The organism is Ruminiclostridium cellobioparum DSM 1351 = ATCC 15832 (assembly GCF_000621505.1).
GTDB classification, from domain to species: Bacteria; Bacillota; Clostridia; order Acetivibrionales; family DSM-1351; genus Ruminiclostridium; species Ruminiclostridium cellobioparum.
Genome location: NZ_JHYD01000034.1, coordinates 37,266 through 57,380, shown reverse-complemented (window position 1 = coordinate 57,380; position 20,115 = coordinate 37,266). Strand labels below are relative to the sequence as shown.

At 44.5% G+C, this 20,115-nt stretch carries 16 protein-coding genes; 14 read left to right on the top strand and 2 right to left on the bottom strand.

Annotated elements, in window-relative coordinates:
• The first annotated feature begins 74 nt into the window (after window positions 1-74).
• From T344_RS0113885 to T344_RS0113865, 5 genes are all read left to right on the top strand, one after another.
• A complete protein-coding gene (locus T344_RS0113885) occupies window positions 75-986 on the top strand; it encodes an ABC transporter permease (protein ID WP_027629212.1) in 912 nt (303 codons plus the stop codon).
• 9 nt (window positions 987-995) lie between these two features.
• Window positions 996-1,880: a carbohydrate ABC transporter permease gene (locus tag T344_RS0113880; RefSeq protein WP_027629211.1), complete on the top strand. Its 885-nt coding sequence runs from the start codon at window positions 996-998 to the stop codon at window positions 1,878-1,880.
• 4 nt (window positions 1,881-1,884) lie between these two features.
• Window positions 1,885-4,140, top strand: coding sequence for a glycosyl hydrolase family 28-related protein (locus tag T344_RS0113875; RefSeq protein ID WP_027629210.1), 2,256 nt, complete (start codon window positions 1,885-1,887; stop codon window positions 4,138-4,140).
• 89 nt (window positions 4,141-4,229) lie between these two features.
• The gene (locus tag T344_RS0113870; protein WP_027629209.1) at window positions 4,230-6,575 is read left to right on the top strand and encodes a family 78 glycoside hydrolase catalytic domain; all 2,346 of its coding nucleotides are present in this window, start codon (window positions 4,230-4,232) and stop codon (window positions 6,573-6,575) included.
• 102 nt (window positions 6,576-6,677) lie between these two features.
• Entirely contained in the window at window positions 6,678-8,687 is a 2,010-nt protein-coding gene (locus T344_RS0113865; RefSeq protein WP_034861537.1) for an alpha-L-arabinofuranosidase C-terminal domain-containing protein, read from the top strand.
• Here the strand turns inward: T344_RS0113865 and T344_RS0113860 are convergent.
• Complete coding sequence (locus tag T344_RS0113860) at window positions 8,682-9,536, bottom strand: AraC family transcriptional regulator (RefSeq protein WP_034861535.1); 855 nt, start codon at window positions 9,534-9,536, stop codon at window positions 8,682-8,684. The genes T344_RS0113865 and T344_RS0113860 overlap by 6 nt on opposite strands.
• Window positions 9,537-9,772: 236 nt before the next feature.
• Between T344_RS0113860 and T344_RS0113855 the strand changes: the two genes are divergently transcribed.
• The 9 genes from T344_RS0113855 (at window position 9,773) to T344_RS0113815 (ending at window position 18,608) form a co-directional block, all read left to right on the top strand.
• Window positions 9,773-10,960 (top strand): 6-phosphofructokinase, encoded by a 1,188-nt coding sequence (locus T344_RS0113855; protein WP_027629206.1) that lies wholly within the window; start codon window positions 9,773-9,775, stop codon window positions 10,958-10,960.
• Between the two features lie 33 nt (window positions 10,961-10,993).
• Window positions 10,994-11,848 (top strand): class II fructose-bisphosphate aldolase, encoded by an 855-nt coding sequence (locus T344_RS0113850; RefSeq protein ID WP_027629205.1) that lies wholly within the window; start codon window positions 10,994-10,996, stop codon window positions 11,846-11,848.
• A gap of 30 nt (window positions 11,849-11,878) precedes the next feature.
• A complete protein-coding gene (locus T344_RS0113845) occupies window positions 11,879-13,225 on the top strand; it encodes an L-fucose/L-arabinose isomerase family protein (RefSeq protein ID WP_034861531.1) in 1,347 nt (448 codons plus the stop codon).
• Window positions 13,226-13,247: 22 nt separating this feature from the next.
• On the top strand, window positions 13,248-14,177 hold the full coding sequence (locus tag T344_RS0113840; RefSeq protein WP_027629203.1) for a triose-phosphate isomerase family protein: 930 nt from the start codon (window positions 13,248-13,250) through the stop codon (window positions 14,175-14,177).
• A 65-nt stretch (window positions 14,178-14,242) separates the two neighbouring features.
• On the top strand, window positions 14,243-14,875 hold the full coding sequence (locus tag T344_RS0113835) for a sulfite exporter TauE/SafE family protein (RefSeq protein ID WP_027629202.1): 633 nt from the start codon (window positions 14,243-14,245) through the stop codon (window positions 14,873-14,875).
• A gap of 78 nt (window positions 14,876-14,953) precedes the next feature.
• Window positions 14,954-16,387 (top strand): lactate racemase domain-containing protein, encoded by a 1,434-nt coding sequence (locus T344_RS0113830; protein ID WP_027629201.1) that lies wholly within the window; start codon window positions 14,954-14,956, stop codon window positions 16,385-16,387.
• A 187-nt stretch (window positions 16,388-16,574) separates the two neighbouring features.
• A complete protein-coding gene (gene larC, locus T344_RS28275; protein ID WP_034861527.1) occupies window positions 16,575-17,369 on the top strand; it encodes a nickel pincer cofactor biosynthesis protein LarC in 795 nt (264 codons plus the stop codon).
• Window positions 17,370-17,456: 87 nt separating this feature from the next.
• Window positions 17,457-18,020: a chromate transporter gene (locus tag T344_RS28270; protein ID WP_084331226.1), complete on the top strand. Its 564-nt coding sequence runs from the start codon at window positions 17,457-17,459 to the stop codon at window positions 18,018-18,020.
• Window positions 18,021-18,608 (top strand): chromate transporter, encoded by a 588-nt coding sequence (locus T344_RS0113815; RefSeq protein WP_027629200.1) that lies wholly within the window; start codon window positions 18,021-18,023, stop codon window positions 18,606-18,608.
• A 325-nt stretch (window positions 18,609-18,933) separates the two neighbouring features.
• Here T344_RS0113815 and T344_RS0113810 read toward each other — a convergent pair whose 3' ends face one another.
• On the bottom strand, window positions 18,934-19,797 hold the full coding sequence (locus T344_RS0113810) for an AraC family transcriptional regulator (protein WP_027629199.1): 864 nt from the start codon (window positions 19,795-19,797) through the stop codon (window positions 18,934-18,936).
• Window positions 19,798-20,115 lie beyond the last annotated feature (318 nt).

Here is a 20,115-nt window from a genome sequence, read left to right as displayed (position 1 = left end):
TTACTTACAAATGTGGAGGTGAAGCGGAGTAAATCCGCTTCACTCCGCCAGCATTTAGGGGAAAGAAGGTCGCAATGTCTATACTAAAAAATTTAAAGCGAGATATAATAAAAAACAAATATATATACCTTATGGCCATCCCTGTAGCAGCATTTTATATTTGTTTTTGCTACTTGCCAATGGGAGGTCTGGTTATTGCCTTTCAGGATTATGCTCCTGCCAAAGGTATTTTGGGCAGTGAATGGGTGGGTTTTCAAAACTTTATCAATTTCTTTCATGACTACCAGTTTACAAGACTTTTGCGAAACACAATTTTTCTCAGTCTTAAATTGATTGTATTCGGATTTCCTGCCCCCATACTATTGGCTCTTCTGATCAATGAAATAAGATGGAAAACATACCGCAAAACAGTACAAACTTTAAGCTATCTGCCGCACTTTATATCACTTGTGGTGGTCTGCGGGCTTATAAGCGATTTTACTTCCTCCACAGGGCTTGTTAACCAGCTGCTGAGTTATATCGGAGTCGAGCCCAAAACTTTTTTGATGCAGCCGAAAATGTTCCAGCCGTTATTTGTAACTACCGATATATGGCAGACCATCGGATGGGGCAGTATAGTTTATCTTTCGGCCATATCCTCCATAGATCCCGGACTGTATGAAGCGGCCACCATTGATGGCGCCGGCCGTTTCCGGCAGATATTAAGCGTGACGATTCCCTCCTTGATGTCTACCATCATTGTGTTGTTTATTATGAGAATCGGTAATATTATGAGCCTTGGATATGAAAAGGTTATCCTGCTGTATAATCCCACAATCATGGAAAGGGCTGATATTATATCATCCTTCACGTACCGCCGCGGCCTTTTGGATATGGATTACGGTTTCAGTACAGCTGTGGGAATGTTTAACTCGGTAATTAATTTTGCGATTTTGTGGATTGCTAACAGGCTGTGCAAAAAGTTTACCGGCGAAAGCTTGTGGTGAGGTGATGACATGGTGGTAAAACATGGCAGTTTTGAGAAAATATTTGATTTATTTAATGTTTTGCTTTTGGGAGTATTGAGCCTGGTATTCTTATACCCGATTGTATACGTCGTTTTTGCTTCCTTTAGCGATCCGGCCCAATTGGTCAAGCATACCGGTGTTCTTCTTGCTCCGCAAGGGTTTTCTCTATCCGGCTACGAAATGGTATGGAGCAATCCGAATATCGGAAAAGGCTATATAAACACAATTTTTTATGTAATTGTGGGTACGGCAGTAAACCTTCTGTTAACCAGCATGGGAGCTTATGTGCTCTCAAGGAAAGGTTTTTACCTTCGCCGTATTTTAACCATGGGAGTGGTTTTTACAATGTATTTTTCAGGGGGCCTTATACCTTTTTATCTTACAGTTAAGGGCTTCGGACTTTATGACTCCCGTCTTGCGCTTGTTTTGCCGGTGGCTATCAACACGTGGAATTTAATAGTTATGCGTACCTCCATGGCTCAGATACCGGACAGTCTTGAGGATGCAGCCAAAATTGACGGTGCCAACGACTTTGGAATCTTATTCCGAATTTTTATACCGGTAATTAAAAGTACCATGGCAGTAATTATACTGTTTTACGCGGTGCAGCATTGGAATTCCTGGTTCAATGCCATGATTTTTCTTCGCGAACGGGGAAAGTATCCTCTGCAGCTCTTCTTGCGGGAAATACTGCTGAGCGGCAGTATGATGGATGTAACGGCGGCGGGGGGAGAAGATGTGAATAATGCGCTTACTCTCAGCTTGTTGAAATACTGTACCATAGTAGTTTCTACATTGCCTATTTTGTTTATTTATCCGTTTTTACAAAAATATTTTGCCAAGGGAGTTATGATTGGCTCTGTAAAGGAGTAAAATAATGAAACTTACAAAGAAAATAACATATTCTTTTCCATATCCGGAGCAAACTTACGAAGGCCCGGTTCCTGTGAGCCGGCAGCCGGATTTGGAACCGTATGCCGGAGGTATCCGCTTTGAAAATCCATTCTCCCTGGAGGAACAGCCGCTGCAGGCATTGGGACTGCTGGACGTTACAAAACCTCCTTTCAACGCGGATAACACAGGTGTCCTGGACAGCACTGCCCCGCTGAATGAAGCCATTGCTGCGGCACAGCGTTATCAGCTTGTATGCTATATTCCGCTGGGAACTTATACCGTAACCGATACTCTTTATGCACAGCAATATATTTGGTGGGAAGGTTATCCTTACGATGAATACCGCACTGTGCCGCGTATGTTTCCGGTGGTTATTACGGGGCAAAGAAATATTGATTCCAACGGAGAGATCCTGCGCCCCAAAATAGTTTTGGCACCCAATACCGAACGTTTTACCTATACTGAAACACATAGACCTGTAATTGATGTTTTCTTTGGTCACAGCTCCGAGAACAATGCCGCTCCTGCCAGCATTATGAATATGGTAACAGGACTGCACATAGTAATCGGTGAGGGAAACCATGGCGCCATCGGCATACGGTGCTATGCTGCCCAGGGTGCATCTGTTGAGGACTGCGTGATTGATGCGGGCGATGGCTGGTGCGGAATCTGGGGCTGTGCCGGCAACGGCGGAAGTCATGCACAGAATATTATCAGGGGCGGCAGTATAGGTATTGATATATCAAAAGGTACTCCCGGCTCAGCAATGTCCGGTTTTGTGTTTGATCATCAGAGGAATCATGCCATTGTAGCCGGCGCCAAACAGGGTGTGGAATTTGTCGGCTGCAGAATTCTTACAGACTCACCCAGACCCCCGGTGGTTTCATATGGCGGTACATACATGTTTATCCAGCAGGGACAGCTTGCCATGATAGACAGTACCATTGAATTTGACAACCCGCCGGAACAGGGAGGGATTCAAGCGGCGGTAAGCAGCCGTGAAAGTGTCTACCTGCGTAATGTATATGTAAAAAATGCATCTCATGCGGTATGCAATCCCGACGGAACAAAGCTGGAGGCAAATCCGGCCGGGTGGTGCAAGGTAGAGGAATTTGCCCATGGTATTGATTCAATGCCTGATCATGGAGGCATTTATACAGCACCGGTGTATGTGGACCGAAAAAAATTTGACACCTGCACCTACGCAAAAATGAAACTGAACGCTGAACCGCCTGAAAACCTTATAGAAAGGCATCTTTACCATCTGCCGCTTTGGCAGGATGTACTGCAGTGGGATGTTAAAAGATGTCATGGTGCTGCCGGTGACGGTATCGGGGATGATACCGATGCATTGCAGGCTGCAATTGATGCCGGTGATACGGTGTTTTTGCCCAAAGGCTATTATCGGATAACAAGAACACTGAAACTGCGTGCCAATACACGTTTAATAGGTGTAGCGCAAAATCTTTCACAAATTATAGTCACTCAAAAGCCTGAAGGTATTTTTGGTCAGGTCAATGAACCCATACCGGCTCTGGATACGCCTGATACTGCAAATGCAGAGCTGATTCTGGCTTATTGCGGTCTGGTAACCGCGAGAGAATTACCCATGGTATATGCATTGCACTGGCGTGTGGAAGGCAATTCTGTCCTTCGTAATTTTACGTTTTATATGGACCCCGCATATCGCATTACATGGCTTACAAAAGACAGGCATCATCCATGGATCATTGTAAGCGGCAATGGCGGAGGACGCTGGTACAACTTCTGGTGTGATATAACACAGGGCGGAGAAGGATACCGCATATTGCGCATAGAGGGCACCAAAAACCCATTCAGCATTTATGCCTGTAACCCTGAGCATTCACGCTCCGAATATGAAATGGAAATTATTAATGCAAGCAATGTGCGGATATATAATCTAAAGAGCGAATGTAATACTCCCAATGTGCTGATACGTGATTCAGACAACATTGCCATATTTGGCAGCGGGGGGGATGCATCCACTTATCCCGGAGGTTCGCTGTACCATATCGAAAATAGTACCAATGTTACCATAGCGCTGATGAACGACTACCGTATAAACTTTACCGGACACGGCCCGGGATATTTCAGCGGAACATGGTATCCGGCCGGAGACTGGCATATGCTCACCGAAACAACACCTGGGGGAAACATAATTACCACACCTGAATGGGAACGCCCTTGTCTGTACAAGATCGGGGAATTAAAGGATTAAGTTAACGTTGATAAACTATTTTCCTGCACGGTATGATGCTCTGAGCATCTGCCATGGGATAAGGGAAATTCAGGCTCATGGAGGTCAATATGGTTGACAAGATTTTACAGTATGTCTGTCCGGCGGCAGAATTTATTTGGGCGGATGAAGAGAAGCCTTCAGCCAACAGCTACTACCTTTTTCGCAGGGAGTTTTCTTCAGAAGGCTTTCATCCGCCGTTTACCCTGCATGTTTCGGCAATAAAAAAATACCGGCTGTACCTCAATGGACGCCTGATCGGACAGGGACCGCCGCCGGCAGCACCGTATGCCAACATTTTGGACAGCTACACGGCAGAGGATTTTATTTCGGCAGACCGGCAAAACTGCCTGGCTGCGGAGGTTCAAAACATGAACGGCAGCCAGGATGCATGCTTTATTGCATGGATTACAGATGCGCATAACAAGGTGCTGCTTTCCAGCGGTAAAGAAAGCTGGCATGTTTTACGTGCTCCCATGTGGAGCTGCGACACACAGCATGACCGCCAAAACAGCAATGTAAGCTATCAGGAGCATTACGATGCACGGCTCTGTCCCGAAGGCTGGACGCTGCCGGGCTTTGACGGCAGCTATTGGAATAGGGCAAAAACAGCAGCACCCTTGCCCTTGATAAAACGCGATATTCCGTTTCTGCCAGAGGAAAAAGTTTATGCCCATTCCATATGTTATGTAGAAGAGGCACTGTCACTTGAAAACCGTGTCCGCGGACAGGATCTCAGCATAGCGCTTTCGTTGGCCGGGAAACCTGTGGAAAACAGCCTGGTTGAGTTCTCAGAGAATTTGCTGGGGGAAAGCGGAGCTTCCCGTTTTGGCAGCAGTACAGCCCACCAAAGCCATACCTTTTTAATGGATGGATATTACGATCCCTGTATTGTGTTGGACTTTGGAAAAGTAATGACGGGATACATTGAATTTGATATGGAAGGTCCCGGCGGGGCCATGGTAGATGTTGGCTATGCCGAACGCCTGGTAGACGGGCATTTCGTAAACAGCATCGAAACCCTTCACTGCTCAAGCCGGTATATACTGAGAGAAGGCAGGCAGCAGTACCGATTTTTTGCATGGGAATCCTTCAGATTTGTCAAACTGCGCTTCAGGGACTGCTTTAGTCCCATAAAGGTATATTCCCTGCACGCATTAAGCCGCACATATCCATATCAGCTGAGGGGCTCCTTTAAAAGCGGAGATGACCGGTTGGACAAATTATTCAGTATATGCAGGCATACACTGAGATTGTGCAGCAACGACTATATTATGGACACACCATGGCGTGAACAAAGCCAATGGTGCGGCGATACCTGCGCAGTGCTGCTGGGAGGCATTTACGCCTGCTTCGGCGACACAAAACTTCCGGGTAAATTTTTGCACCAGACGGGGTTGGTTCAATTACCTCACGGACTTATAAAATTTACCACTCAAAGCTGGGACAACGGTGACTGGCGAGCATCTACCGTAGATTACTCCTTATGGTGGGCAGACGCATTATGGAACCATTATGAATATACAGGAGATATGGCATGGATACACCGGTACTGGCCTCATGTATGCAAACTTGCGTACGCCCTTGCAGACCAGCTGGATGAACATGGCTTGCTGGGTAATTTGCCGTATAAGGCATTCATTGACTGGGCGCTTATTGATGGCGTGGACTGGATGAAAAGTTATGTTGCCGGTGAAAATGCATTCTTAAATGCTCAATTTTATGGTGTGGCAGATAAAATGATAAGAATGGCCGAGCTGATGAACGACACACATATGTCAGGAGTACTTAAGGATATACGTGCAGGTATAAAGGCAGCCTTTAATTCCAGATTCTTTGACAATGAGAAGGGCTGCTATGTGGATGCCAATTTTAATGGACGCTTGTCCCGGCGTGTAAGTGAGCATTCAAACATGGCTGCCATACTTTGGGGTCTGTGTACGGGAGATGAGGCGGAGGCTGTCATCAATCACCTATTTGTAGAAAAGAAACAGGAATTTACCATGGCAGAACCTTTTGCAGCCGCATTTACTCTCAGGGCGCTTGATCTTGCCGGCCATCACGACCTTGCGTACAAAATCATCCATGAACGCTGGTGTGCATGGATGGTCGACAAGGGTGCGGCATCCACCTTTGAGGAATGGGGAATGAACGGAAGCTGGAGGCTTGGTTATTATACCAGTGTTATGCGTTCCATATCCCATGCATGGTCTGCGGGACCTGCCCAGTTTATGATACAAAATACCATCGGCCTGCAAATATTGGAGCCCGGCTGTATGAAGATAAAGCTTAAACCCAAAGATATCGGTACCGACTACCGCATAGAATGTCCCATACCCCAGGGTAATATTGCAGTGAAGTGGGAAAAGGGCAGTTTCATTATAAATGCTCCGGAAGGTGTAGAGGTAATCAGTTAAATATGCAGTAGATTCGGGCCTACGCCAGACCCGCAGTTATTCCCATGGAATGGGAAAATGGCAGACTGTATCCTAAAAGATAAAATATAATTAAAACAGGGGATGATAACAATATTTAAAAATACAGTAATAAAAGTTAACGGCGCAAAAAAAGCGGATAATGAAATAAGCCCGTACATATTTTCACATTTCATCGAGGATATACGGGATTTTATGGATGGCATGCTGGCATATGTTCTGAAGGATATGGATTTTGAGGAGGAGGACATGTGCCATAGAGGTGTCTCTGGCCCCTGGTATCCCGTGACCAACGGCAAAAATACAAAATATGCACTGGAGCCCGCGGCTTATCTTCACTCAGGCAACAGTCAGAAAATCAGCATGGTCAGCGATGACTGCGCATACTCGGGAATAGCTCAGAGAATTTCGGTAAAAGGAAATGTTGAATACATTATTAAAATGTATGCCAGATCCTCTCCCGAGCTGGACAATATTAATATTGAAATATTTGATTGCGAAGAGAACAAAAGGCTTGCAGGAACCGTAGTTGAACTGCCCGGCCATGACTGGCAGGAATGTGAATGCAGGCTGGAAATATCAGAGGACTGCGGCAATGCCGAATTCAGGGTTGGCGTGGACTCGGAAAAATATCCGTGGCGGGATTCGGTATCCACCGGCATGCTTTGGATTGACCACATATCCATGCTTCCTGCTGACAATGTGGCATATGTGAAAAAAGAGGTGTATGAATACATCGAAGCCTTAAATCCGCGTATGCTCCGCTTCGGAGGGAACGTAATAAGCGCATATCACTGGAAATACGGAGTCGGGCCCTTTTATCAGAGACCCAACATGTACAATGAAGCATGGGGAGGCATGTCCAACAAGTATTTCGGCACCGATGAATTTATTGAATTGTGCAGGAAGCTGGATTCAGAACCTATGATATGTATCAATGCAGGATCGGGAACACCGGAGGAGGCTGCGCAATGGATAGAGTACTGCAACGGAGACAGCAGCACCCCCATGGGAGCACTCAGAGCCAGAAACGGACACGTGGAGCCTTACAATGTGCAATACTGGCAGGTAGGAAATGAAATATTCGGGGAATGGCAGGTTGGACACTGCAATGCCGAAGAATACGGAAAAAGGTGTGCTGAGTTCTCCAGGGCAATGAAAAAAGCCGACCCCGGTATACTGCTGATAGGCTGCGGGGATGTGGTGCCTGAATGGAACGGCACCTTGCTTGAAAGCGCAGGAGAATATCTTGATTTCGTGGCAATACACATATACCACGGTTATGGGCGGCTGGGCATGGACAAGGGCTCAAGTGACGAGGAAAAATTTAAAGCCATCGTTTCCTTCCCCGAGGTAACACGGCATATTCTTGGCGCCACAGACCAGATTATAAAAAACAATCCGGGTTATCGGCATATCAAATATGCAATAACGGAATATAACACAATGTATTTGCCCAACACAGTCCGTAAAGGTTTGCCGGATGAACATACGCTTGAGGCAGGAGTGGCTGTGGCAGCAAATCTGAATGAGTTTATAAGAAACAGCGGCATGGTGGCCATAACCAATTTTTCCGATTTGGTGAACGGCTGGACCGGAGGCTGCATCAGGGTGGGAGACAGCTGTTCGGATCAATCGAAGGGAAGAGTACCAGGATGGAGCGGAAAGGACACTGTTGTTTACGGTACTCCCGCTTATTACATTTTACAGATATATGCCAAAAAAGATATTGCGTATATGGTGGATACAGATATTAACTGCGAAAAATATTCGGTAGAGGTCAAAGATAACAATATGGACTTGAAAGACCTGCCGGTAATTGATTCTGTGGCCTGTCTGAACAGGGCCGGAAATATACTGACGTTGTTTGCGGCAAACAGGAGTCTTGAGGATGTTGAGGTCCATATTGAGCTGGAGGGTTTTAACTCCGGTAAAGAGGTTGAAATGTGGGAATTGACAGGAGAGCATTACAGAGATATCAACCATGCCCTGGATACCGGAAGGATCAAGCCAAAAACAAGCAAGGCGGAAGGCCCGCATTTTGTGCTTAAGGCCCATTCGGTATACGCAATTGATTTTAAAATACTGCTATGAATGGACCTCCTTTCTGAAATCACTGGGAGGCAGCCCCGTGGAGTTTTTAAAAACACGGCTGAAATAAAGAGGGTTTTCATAGCCTATAACATTTGATATTTCACTTATGTTGAGAGATGAGTCCAGGAGTAATTCCCTGGCCTTGTCTATTCTTATTTTTGTGAGGTATTCAATGGGAGACATTCCGGTATACTCCTTGAAATTGTGAATAAACCTGTAGGTGCTCAGATTGCATTCCCTGGCAAAATCCTTGACCGTCCACTGCAGGTTATAGCTGGAGTGCATATTTTCTATGACTTTTTGCAGGCTGGCATCCTTCAGGCGGTTTGTACCGTTTGACAATTCCTTGTGCCGTCTTCCCATCTGTGACAGCAGCTCAATCAACATCCCGTTTGAAATCTGATCAAACAGGGATCTTTTTATCTGGAGTTCATTTATCATTTTTTTATAGAGTTCAATGCAGGTATTGCTTAAGCCGATATTATAGACCTTTTTTCCGGTAAGGCCGGTATTTTCAAGACATGAAGCCGCTCCGGAACCTGTAAAGTGAACCCAGTATACCTCGGGGCAATGGGTAAAGTCATATATGTAGTGCTGTTCCTCTTCGGGTTTGTATATAATGACATTCCCTTCTTCAACGTTTACAAAATCGCCGTCAACCTTGTAGCAGCCCCTGCCCTTTATTATATATATTGCCTGGTAGTCCAGCCGCCCCTTTTCACGGTGCCTGGCAAAATTTTTGGTTATAAACTTCTGAAATCCACAGCAATTAACAGTGAGAAAATTATCTTTATCCTCAAATCCGCATTCCTGTTTATAATCTCTCAAATGGCCTGAGATATCAATCATAAGCTTAATTCCTCCGCACCTAAAATCCATCCAAATCCGGGCGCTTTTCCATCCAAACCGGGATGCCAGGCAGGCTCTGATTCCTATAATTAACTGTCTTGCCGTTTGTTCAAACAGCAATATTGTGTATATAAACGGCAAAACTATGCATTCATTTAATATAATTATAGGCTTATACTTGTATCAAGTCAATTAAATACGCAACAATATAATGAATATATTCGGGAGGCGGAAAAATGGAAGGAAATTTGCTTGTGGCGCATGGCGGCGGTCCAACCGCAGTTATTAATTCATCCTTATACGGAGTAATAACCGAAGCTAAAAAACACGCGCAGATTAAGGGTATTTACGGTGCAAGATATGGAATTGAAGGAGTTCTTAAGGAAGAATTCATTGACCTGGGAAGAGAACCCCAGGAAAACATTGATTTGCTGCCCTATACACCTGCATCGGCAACAGGCTCCTGCAGAAGAAAATTAAGTGATAAGGACTATCCTGTTCTTTTGGAAATATTCAAAAAATACAACATAAGATATTTCTTTTACAACGGCGGAAATGATTCCATGGATACCTGCAACAAAGTGGCCCTGCTTGCCGGGGAATCAGGCTACGACATGAAAGTTGTCGGCATTCCGAAAACCATAGATAATGACCTTGAATTTACCGATCACTGCCCCGGGTTCGGAAGTGCCGCAAGATATGCCGCCATATCGGCCATGGAGCTTGCAAAAGAAGTAGAAGCGCTTCCCATTCACGTTATAGTGCTTGAAATAATGGGCAGAAATGCAGGCTGGCTTGCGGCAGCCACAGCACTTGCAAAAACAGATACAGTAGCGGGGCCTCAGCTTATTTATCTGCCCGAAAGACCGTTTAACGAGGAGGAATTTCTTGAAGATGTCAGGATGTGGCACTCCAAGACAAAAGGAGTTCTTGTAGTTGCAAGCGAAGGCCTGGTGGATGCAAACGGGGTTTCCATTGCCGATACCGGTCTGGTGGACGGCTTCGGGCACAAGGTTCCGGGAGGAGTTGCCCAGGCATTGTCGGATAAAATCATAAACAGGCTCAGTATAAAATCAAGGGCCGAAAAACCCGGGCTTCTTGGAAGAGCATCCATCCCCATGCAGTCAGACATTGACAGGGAGGAAGCAATAGGAGCAGGTGCATTTGCCGTTAAAGCTGCGGTGGAGGGCAAAACAGGCTTTATGGCAGCAATCAGGAGAACTTCAAGCAAGCCTTACAGCTATGAATTTGAGCTGGTTCCCCTTGAAAAAGTTGCAAATGCCGAAAGAAAGTTCCCCCTTGAGTGGATAAATGAGAGAGGAAACGGGATCAGGAAGGAATTCATTGATTACTGTACGCCCCTTATAGGAGCTCCGCTTCCAAAATATGCGGCATTATCCAAAATAAGTGTTCCAAAACTTTAAACATAAAAATTATTAGAGAGGATGTTAAATAATATGTTGGTTACAAGTAAAGAAATGATATTGGATGCTCAAAAAAGAGGTTATGCAGTTCCGGCCATAAACACCCAGGGCGGAAATTATGACATTATCAGATCAGTCTGCTATGCAGCAGAAGAAATGAAGTCTCCAATAATACTGGCCCACTATGTAGCTACAGGAAAGTATTCAGGAGACGACTGGTTTGCTGAGGTGTGCAAATGGCTTGCAAACAAGGTTTCAGTACCTGTAGCCATACATCTGGATCACGGGGATTCCTTCGATACCTGTATGAGATCACTGAAATACGGATTTACTTCAATTATGCTTGACTGCTCTGCAGAATCCATTGAAGACAATGCGATGCATACAAATGAAGTCATAAAAGCCTGCAAATCCTTTGAAGTGCCCGTTGAAGCCGAAGTCGGAGAACTTGTAAGGCTTGATGGCGCCGGAGCTGTAATGGACAACAAGAATATAGCCAATGTTGAGGATGTAAAGAAATTCCTTTCATTATGTACACCTGATATGCTTGCCGTTGGAATAGGAAATGCACACGGATTTTATAAGGGCAAACCGCTGATCCGTCTTGATATTTTGAAACAGGTCAGGGATATTACGGATATTCCGCTTGTACTGCACGGCTGTACCGGAATGCCCGATGAGACAGTCAGGGAGGCAATCAAAACAGGTGTTGCCAAGATAAACTTCGGTACACTTGTAAGACATAAATACGTGGAATTCTACAAGGAAGGCATAGACACTCTTGATCACCAGGGACATTCCTGGAAGATATCACAGTTTGCAGAAAAGAAGCTGGAAGGTACCATCAAGGAAATAATCGAGCTTTCGGGTTCGGCAAACAAAGCATAGGTAATCTAATCGCTGACAGGAGGAAAAATCATGGAACAAAAAAAGCTTAATGTTGGTTTAATAACTACCGTTTCAGGCAGATGGCCGCGTGAGCTGCCCACCGGCAGGCATGCCGAATATGGGAAGTGGCTTGAAGACAACTGCTCCGGAATAAATATTGTCAAGACTGAAAATATAGCAATAAATAATAAGGATGTAGAGGATACAACGGAATATTTCAGGACCAAATCCGTAGACCTGGTTGTTCTCGTACTCGGTGCCTTTACAGGTGATTATGCCGCTACATATATAGGCGAAGAGCTCAAGGTACCCGTAATTATCTGGGCACCATACGAACCACCCTTCGACGGCGGAAGACTCATGGCAAACAGTCTGGTTGCGGCGACCATGAATGCGGCTGCAATGCACAGACTGGGACATAAATTCCATTTTGTATATGGGAGCAATACCGATGAAAGAACTGCAAGGGAAGTAAGACAGTATGTCAGAGTTTACAATACCCTGAAAAGGCTCAGACAGACTTTTCTGGGACTTTTGGGATACAGGCCCACTGCCTTCTACAGTTCAACCTTTGATGAAACATTGATAAGAAGACTTTTCGGCATCAAAATTGAAGAGTTTGATTTAAAACCCATATTTGACAGCATGGCAGCAATTGATGCCCAGGAAGTTAAAAAGGATATGGAAAAAATCCGCAGTGAAATCAAAACCATTGAAATATCCGACGAATATCTCGAAAACCATTCCAGATTGTATCTTGCACTCAGGAACCTGATCGAGGAGCAGGGGCTGAATGCAGGTATCATCAAGTGCTGGCCCGAAATGGGAGTCCTGAAAACCACGCCGTGTGCCGTACTGTCAAGAATGGCCGATGAGGGCTTTATAATCGGTTGCGAGGGAGACATGGATGCTACCATTGCCATGCTCATACAAAATTACCTGACTGATACCACAGTCTTTATGAGTGACCTCATCAATATCGATGAAAAGGAAAATACCGCATTATTCTGGCATTGCGGTCAGGCGGGCAGAAAATTGAAGGATCCCGGAAGTGCCATCAAGCTGTCCAACCACCCCCTGGCAGGACAGGGAACGGCCTTCTACACTGCATTGAAACCAGGCAGGGTCACAATCGCAAGAATGTGCAAGATCAGAGACCATTACAAGCTGTTCCTTGCAAAAGGCGAGGCAGTACCTACAAAGGTTGTAACCAAGGGTGTGATGGTAAATGTTAAAATGGAGACTCCTGTCCGCGAGGTTTTGTACAGGATAGCAGAAGAAGGAGTTCCGCACCACTACAGCCTTGTTTGGGAGGATGTGGCCGATGAAATGCGCCTTATGTGCAAGCTGTTGGATATAGAGGTAATCGAAGTCTGAAAAAATGGGGGATAACTTGAAAATGAAACAGATATTTGTAAATTTAAAACGTTTTGAGATCCCAAAAAGCTTGGGCGGCATATGTCAGAAGGATGACCCCAAGGAATGGATCGAATGGATAATCGGTGAATGCGTAAGCCTGGGAATTGGAAGGTATGAAGCTGTTGAAGTATGCTTCCTGCTCCAGGAGAACCTGCTGATCACAGCAAGGGAGAAGCTTGCCGGCTATGCCGTAAACGATACAAAAAGCGTAAAAATCGGCTGCCAGGGTGTATTCAGGGAAAATGTGGCAAAGGGCGGAAATTTCGGGGCGTTTACCACAAACCGTCCTGCTGCGGCTGTCAGCAATATGGGATGCCAGTGGGCAATCATCGGACACTCTGAGGAACGTAGGGATAAATTTGGGATTATGGCCCATTATGATCCGGCTGTTCTTCGGGAGGAGCAGGCAAGGAATTCTGCAAATGCAGCTGTGGACAGGCTCATAAACGAGGAAGTATTATGTGCACTTGATGCGCAAATGAAAGCACTGGTATGTATCGGTGAAACTGCCGAGGAAAAAGGCGAAGGAAGTTTTGAGGAACAAAAACCGGGAATCGAAGCAGTTTTAAAAGCCCAGCTGTTAAGATCGCTGGCAGGAGTGGAAGCAAAGCAATGCCAGGATGCCGTGGTAATAGGCTATGAACCAATTTGGGCCATAGGACCCGGAAAAACTCCTCCGGGAGCTGAATATATAAGCTTTGTTTCGGCATATATCAAGCAGGTGGTCAAGGAGCATTTCGGATTTGAACCGGCGGTAGTATATGGCGGAGGCTTAAAGGAAGAAAATGCCGGAACCATTTCAAAGATAGGCAGTATAGACGGAGGGCTGGTTGCCCTGACAAAATTCACCGGTGAAATAGGCTTTTACCCGGAAGATCTGAAGATCATCATTGATAAATATATTGAATAAATACATCAAATAAAAAATTGATTATTAATTGAAATAAAGATTGAATAAAAAGTGGATGCATATTAATGGAAACCTATTTATTGGTGTTTGTAATCTGTTTTGTGGGAAGTGTAATCCAGGGATCGGCAAGCTTTGGTTTTTCACTGTTTGTGATGTCACTGCTCCCAATGTTCATGCCCCTTAAAAGTGCGGCGGTCCTCTCATCCCTTCTGATTATGCCTCTGGGCGTATACCTGCTTACAGTCTGCAATGAAAACCTGCTGAAAAAGGTACTGGGCTTAATCATCATACTGCTGTCAATTATGTTTTTAAAAAGCCCGGCACAAAAGTTGTCTATCAGGGACAGCAGAATAAACGGGATAACTTTTGGAGCCGTCAGCGGGTTGCTTTCAGGTATGTTCAATATTGGAGGGCCTCCGCTGGTAATATATTATCTCAATACGGTCAAGGAAAAGATGGAATATAAGGCGGCATTGGAGTTTTCCTTTATGATAGCCGGAGGCGTAACGGTAATTCTGCATAAGGCGTACGGAAATATAGAGCCCGGAGTGATGAAATATGCCGCTGTATGCATTGCAGCCATAATTTCAGGGACGGTACTGGGAATGAAAGTATTTATCCGGCTTCCACAGGATGTTCTGAAAAAATCCGTATACATACTGATGGCTGTTCTTGGAACAATACTTTTGATCAGGTAATGAACTGGTCAGGAGCAGGGATAAGACTCTGATAAACAGGCTTGAAACCAAAACTTATTAAAAAGGAGGAAGGATAAAATGAAAATTGCATTCGAATATGGACAGGGCTTGATGGAAGCCGAACTGCCGGATAGTACAGATGTATTCATACCGGGTGAGACGGTTCCCGACCCGCCGTTTATTGAAAATATTGAGGAAGAGACCAGAAAATCCATATTAAACCCTATAGGAATGCCTCCTATTTCAGAATCTGTAAAAAAAGGCATGAAGGTGGTAATCGTATTCCCAGACAAGGTTAAGGGCGGCTTTCAGGAAACTGCCCACAGGAAAGTGGCAATTCCCATAATATTGGAGGAACTGTACAAGGCAGGAGTGGAAAAAAAGGATATCAAACTCATTTGCAGCAATGGTCTTCACAGGAAAAATACCCGTGAGGAAATCAAAAGCCTGCTGGGAGCAAAGGTATTTACCGATTTCTGGTGGTCAAACCAGATAGTCAACCATGACAGCGAAGATTACGACAACCTGGTGGACCTGGGTTATGACGAAATGAACAACAGAGTAATCATGAACAAAGAGGTATACGATTCCGACTTCGCCATACTTATAGGACATGCAATGGGCAATCCGTACGGCGGTTATTCCGGAGGCTACAAGCACTGTACAACGGGTATTACACACTGGAAATCCATCATGCATCATCATGTGCCCCATGTTATGCACCGGAAGGACTTCACACCTGTGAGCAAGGACAGCCTCATGAGAAGCAAATTTGACTCAATAGGCATGCACATGGAAAAATGCATGGGTAAGAAATTTTTTACCTGTGATGCCTGCCTTGATACCAACTCAAGACAAATCGGAGTATTTACAGGTTATGCCAGAGAAATACAGCCGCTGTCCTGGGAGGTGTGTGACAGACGAACCAACATAGCCTGGGCTGAAAAGAAATATGATATCATGGTGTTTGGCATGCCCCAGGCCTTCCATTACGGAAACGGAATGGGAACAAATCCTCTGCTTATGCTCCAGGCCATATCTGCTCAGATTATACGGCACAAGAGAGTTATGAAGGATAATTGTGTGGTCATATGCTCATCCATATGCAACGGCTACTTCCACGATGAAGAATTCCCGTCATACAGGGCTCTGTATGAGCTGTTCCAAAAGGATTATCACAATACTCTGCCCGACCTGGAGAAGTACGGAGAATATTTCTCGAACAGCAGGGAGTATATTGACAAATACCGCTTCAACTACGGATATCACCCCTACCATGCATTCTCAATGATATCCTGCGGACATATAGCTGAAATGAACTGTTCCGCCATTTATATCGTTGGAGCCATTGAGCCTGGATTGGCAAGAGGAATGGGCATGAAGACCAGAGCCACTTTTGAAGAAGCTCTGAAGGATGCCGGAAAATATGTGGGAGAAAATCCCAATATCCTGGCTTTGCCAAAAACCTTCAAGCTCACTGCCGTACATCTTGGAATGAAGGATGAACAATAGATTTAAGCCCATGCCTGGCAGCATGCACCATATGATCTTATATTATCTTAAAGTGACAGGCATGGTTTAAATATACACCTGCTAATGCTGTTTTTATCTTGTTGGTTCAAGGGTTTTCTTGAACCAGTCTTTTTTTAACCATTTAATTATAAATACCATCACAAAACGGTCCGGAGAGGAGATACATATGAAGCTTTTATACTTTGACTGCTGTTCGGGAATAAGCGGTGATATGACCCTGGGGGCACTGATAGACCTGGGCATAGACCATAAAAGGTTTCTGGAGGAAATGGACAAGCTTAACCTTGAAGGGCTGAAGTTTGAATTTTCAACAGTATACAAAAATGGCATCGGATGTACCGATGTAAATGTGATACTGGAGGATGAAGAACCTTCCCATGAACATAGCCATGAGCATCATCATGAACCTCATCATGAGCATGATCACGAAAAACACCATGAACATAGAAACTTATTCGATATTGAAAAGATTATTGACAATAGCTCATTGTCCCAGCGAGTTAAAAGTCTCAGCAAGGCAATGTTCAACAGGCTGGCCAGGGCCGAGGCCAAGGTGCATAGAACCACAATGGAAAATATACATTTTCATGAGGTTGGGGCATTGGATTCAATTGCGGATATAATCGGAACGGCAGTCTGTATAGATATATTGAATCCCGACAGGATAATGAGTTCCCCGCTGCACGACGGAACAGGTTTTATCACCTGCAGGCATGGCATTATTCCCGTTCCGGTACCTGCCACCATGGAAATTATGACGCAGGCCTCAATACCCTTTCATACCATTGAGGTTGAAAATGAATTGATCACACCTACAGGAGCAACAATAATCGCAACTCTGGCCGAAGCTTTCGGAAGTGTACCTGCCATGTCGGTAATACAGGTTGGATACGGCTCTGGAAAAAGAGAAATGGAGATACCGGGAATTTTGAGGGTGGTACTGGGGGAATGTAACATCTAAATTTGTTCCACCGAGAAGTTTAAATAATTTTGCAAGGCTGTATGCAGATAAAAGAGGTGACAGATTCTGAAAGCTGGACTAAAGCAGTTGATTGAAATATACATGGCTTTTTTTAAATTAGGTGCTGTGAGCTTCGGCGGAGGTTATGCAATAATACCTTTGATCGAGCAGGAGGTTGTAGAAAACAAAAAGTGGCTGGAAAGGGAAAAAATAATTGATATTTTTTCGGTGGCCCAGGCATTGCCGGGAGCTATTGCTATTAATGCATCAACCTTCGTAGGTTATTCGGTGGCAGGTATTCCGGGGGCTATTGCCGCACTGCTTGGAAATGTGACTCCGTCTGTGGTGATCGTTATGACACTTTCGGTTCTGTTTACAAGGATCAGCGGATATCCGGCCGTCAAATCCATTTTCAAGGCTATATATCCCGTGGTTGTGGGGTTAATTCTCTATGCCGCATATAAAATCGGTAAAACAGCAATTAATAATTTAGCCAGTGTCGTTATTGCTGCTGCCGCCTTTGCAGCCTCTTTGTTTTTGCACCTGGATCCGATACCTTTAATTATCGCCGGTATAGTGTGCGGATTGGTAATCCACTGGATTAAAACACTTAATTGCATCAAGGAAAAAAAGAAAGGACGTGAGCTGTAAATGGGTGTCCTTTTTAAATTGTTCATCATGTTTGTAAAGTTATGTGCCTTCGCATTTGGCGGAGGGTATGTAATGATTCCCAGCATGGTAAAAGTCTCTGAAGCAAACCACTGGGCTTCTGCAGCCGAGTTGACGGATGTCATTGCCATTGCGGGCATGGCGCCCGGTCCCGTAGCGGTAAATGCCGCCGTAGGATTTGGATACAAGGTGGCGGGATTTCCGGGAGCTGTCGTATCATTTCTTGGTATAGCAATTCCCTGTGCCGTAATAGTTATTGTTGTAGCCACCTTTTTTTTCAAAGCGTATAATCATCCGTTGGTGCAGGCTGCCTTAAACGGTTTGAGACCGGTTATAACCGGAATAATCCTGTATGCTGCCGTAAGTCTTGCAATAAAAAACGGTATGATTCTGGCATCAGGAAATACTCTTATTCCGGGCGGCTGGAATATAACAGCGGCAGGAGTGAACCTGCTGGAAGTCAAGAGTTTGCTTCTCATTGCCGCTACATTCCTCATATTAATTAAAACAAAAATACAGCCCATATTTCTGATATTGGCCGCAGGAGTTTTAGGAGTTTTTTTATACTAATATGATTGAAAAACAAATGCCTGCAAAATTATAGTGTTCCCGGCCGGTATCCATCAATTGATTGCCCACGAAGTTCTTGCCGGAAATAGTATGACTTACTCCAAGCACCTCTTAGCCGTCGCAGCGACTCGACCATCCGGGTCTCGCGTACTGCTCAAATTGACATCCTGTCAATTTCCCGGCACGAAGTACCTGGAGTAAGTCTACAAATTTCAAGCAAGCTCTTCTAACCGGGCTTCCAATTGATGGATACCAGCCTCGCACACTATTGATATCGTTTTTTTGAAGCGTACCCCTGTATGACACCGCTCCCCCAATTACCTGATTAATGGTTCAGCTTGAGCTTCCTATATTCCGTCGGACTTAACTTCAAATTTTTGGTGAATACCCTTGAAAAGGTTTTATAGGAGGTAAAGCCTGTCTCAAAACAGATGTCAAGCACTGAAGAATCTGTTGAGAGCAGTAGATCACAAGCCTGCGCAAGTCTCAATTTTTCAAGGTACCGGTGGAAGTTTTCCCCGAGGAGCTGATGAAAGGATGAACTTATATGGGGAATGCTCATGTGGAATTTTTCTGACAGGCTTTGAAGGGAAATTTCCTTATAATAATTCTGTGAAACGTAGGTAATAATATCCCAGACTCCGCTCTTCTGACAAAGTGTCTGTTTCACTTCGGTAAAGCTGCTGTTGGACCTGTTTCTGTCAAAGGTAATCAGCAGCTCTGTCAATTTGCTTTTAAACATCAGCGTGCTCCACAGCCTGCTGTCGGAAAGCTCCTTCAGCATAAAATTCAATATATTTGTAATTTCTTCGGTGACCTGCTCATTAAAATAGTTATAGGGGATTTTATCAAAGGCTGCTTTGCTCAGAAGCTCGGTCAATGCCAGGAAATCCCCCTTCCTGTCGTAAAAGCTTTCTATCCGTATACTGCCCACAAACATAAGCAGGGGATTTTCGGGAGAAGTCTCAATCTCATGGATATGATGAGGAAATAACAGTGTAAAGGTTCCTGGCTTGAGAGTATGCTCTATGCCGTTTATTTTTTCCTTTGCCTGACCTTTAACTGTAAAATTAAATTCTATGTAATTGTGACAGTGCGGAAATACATGAAAATTTAAACAGTCCACCCTGAGTGCAAAGGGGAGGTTCTCACTTATCCATTCCTTATACGAGACAAAATTCGGTTCCATGTGCTCACCTTAAACAAAATAATAATAAAGCTTTCTACCTTCGTAAATTAACTTGTTATGCTAATTAATTTAAATTTTGCTTTACCTAAATATCTTTTTTATGTCAACTGGTACTCCCGCACTAACTTCATAAAATGTTGTTTTTAATCGTGCATCTTATTTCATGAAGTTGTCCTCGCGTACCAGTATAATCGGGCCTAAACTGTTCAATTGCAAAGTTAAAGGTTAATTTAAAAGGCACTATGAGTTAAATTATAAGGTAAAGCTAATCTTTAGTCAATTCATGAATGCTGCGGCTGTCTTGCGATAATCAAATAT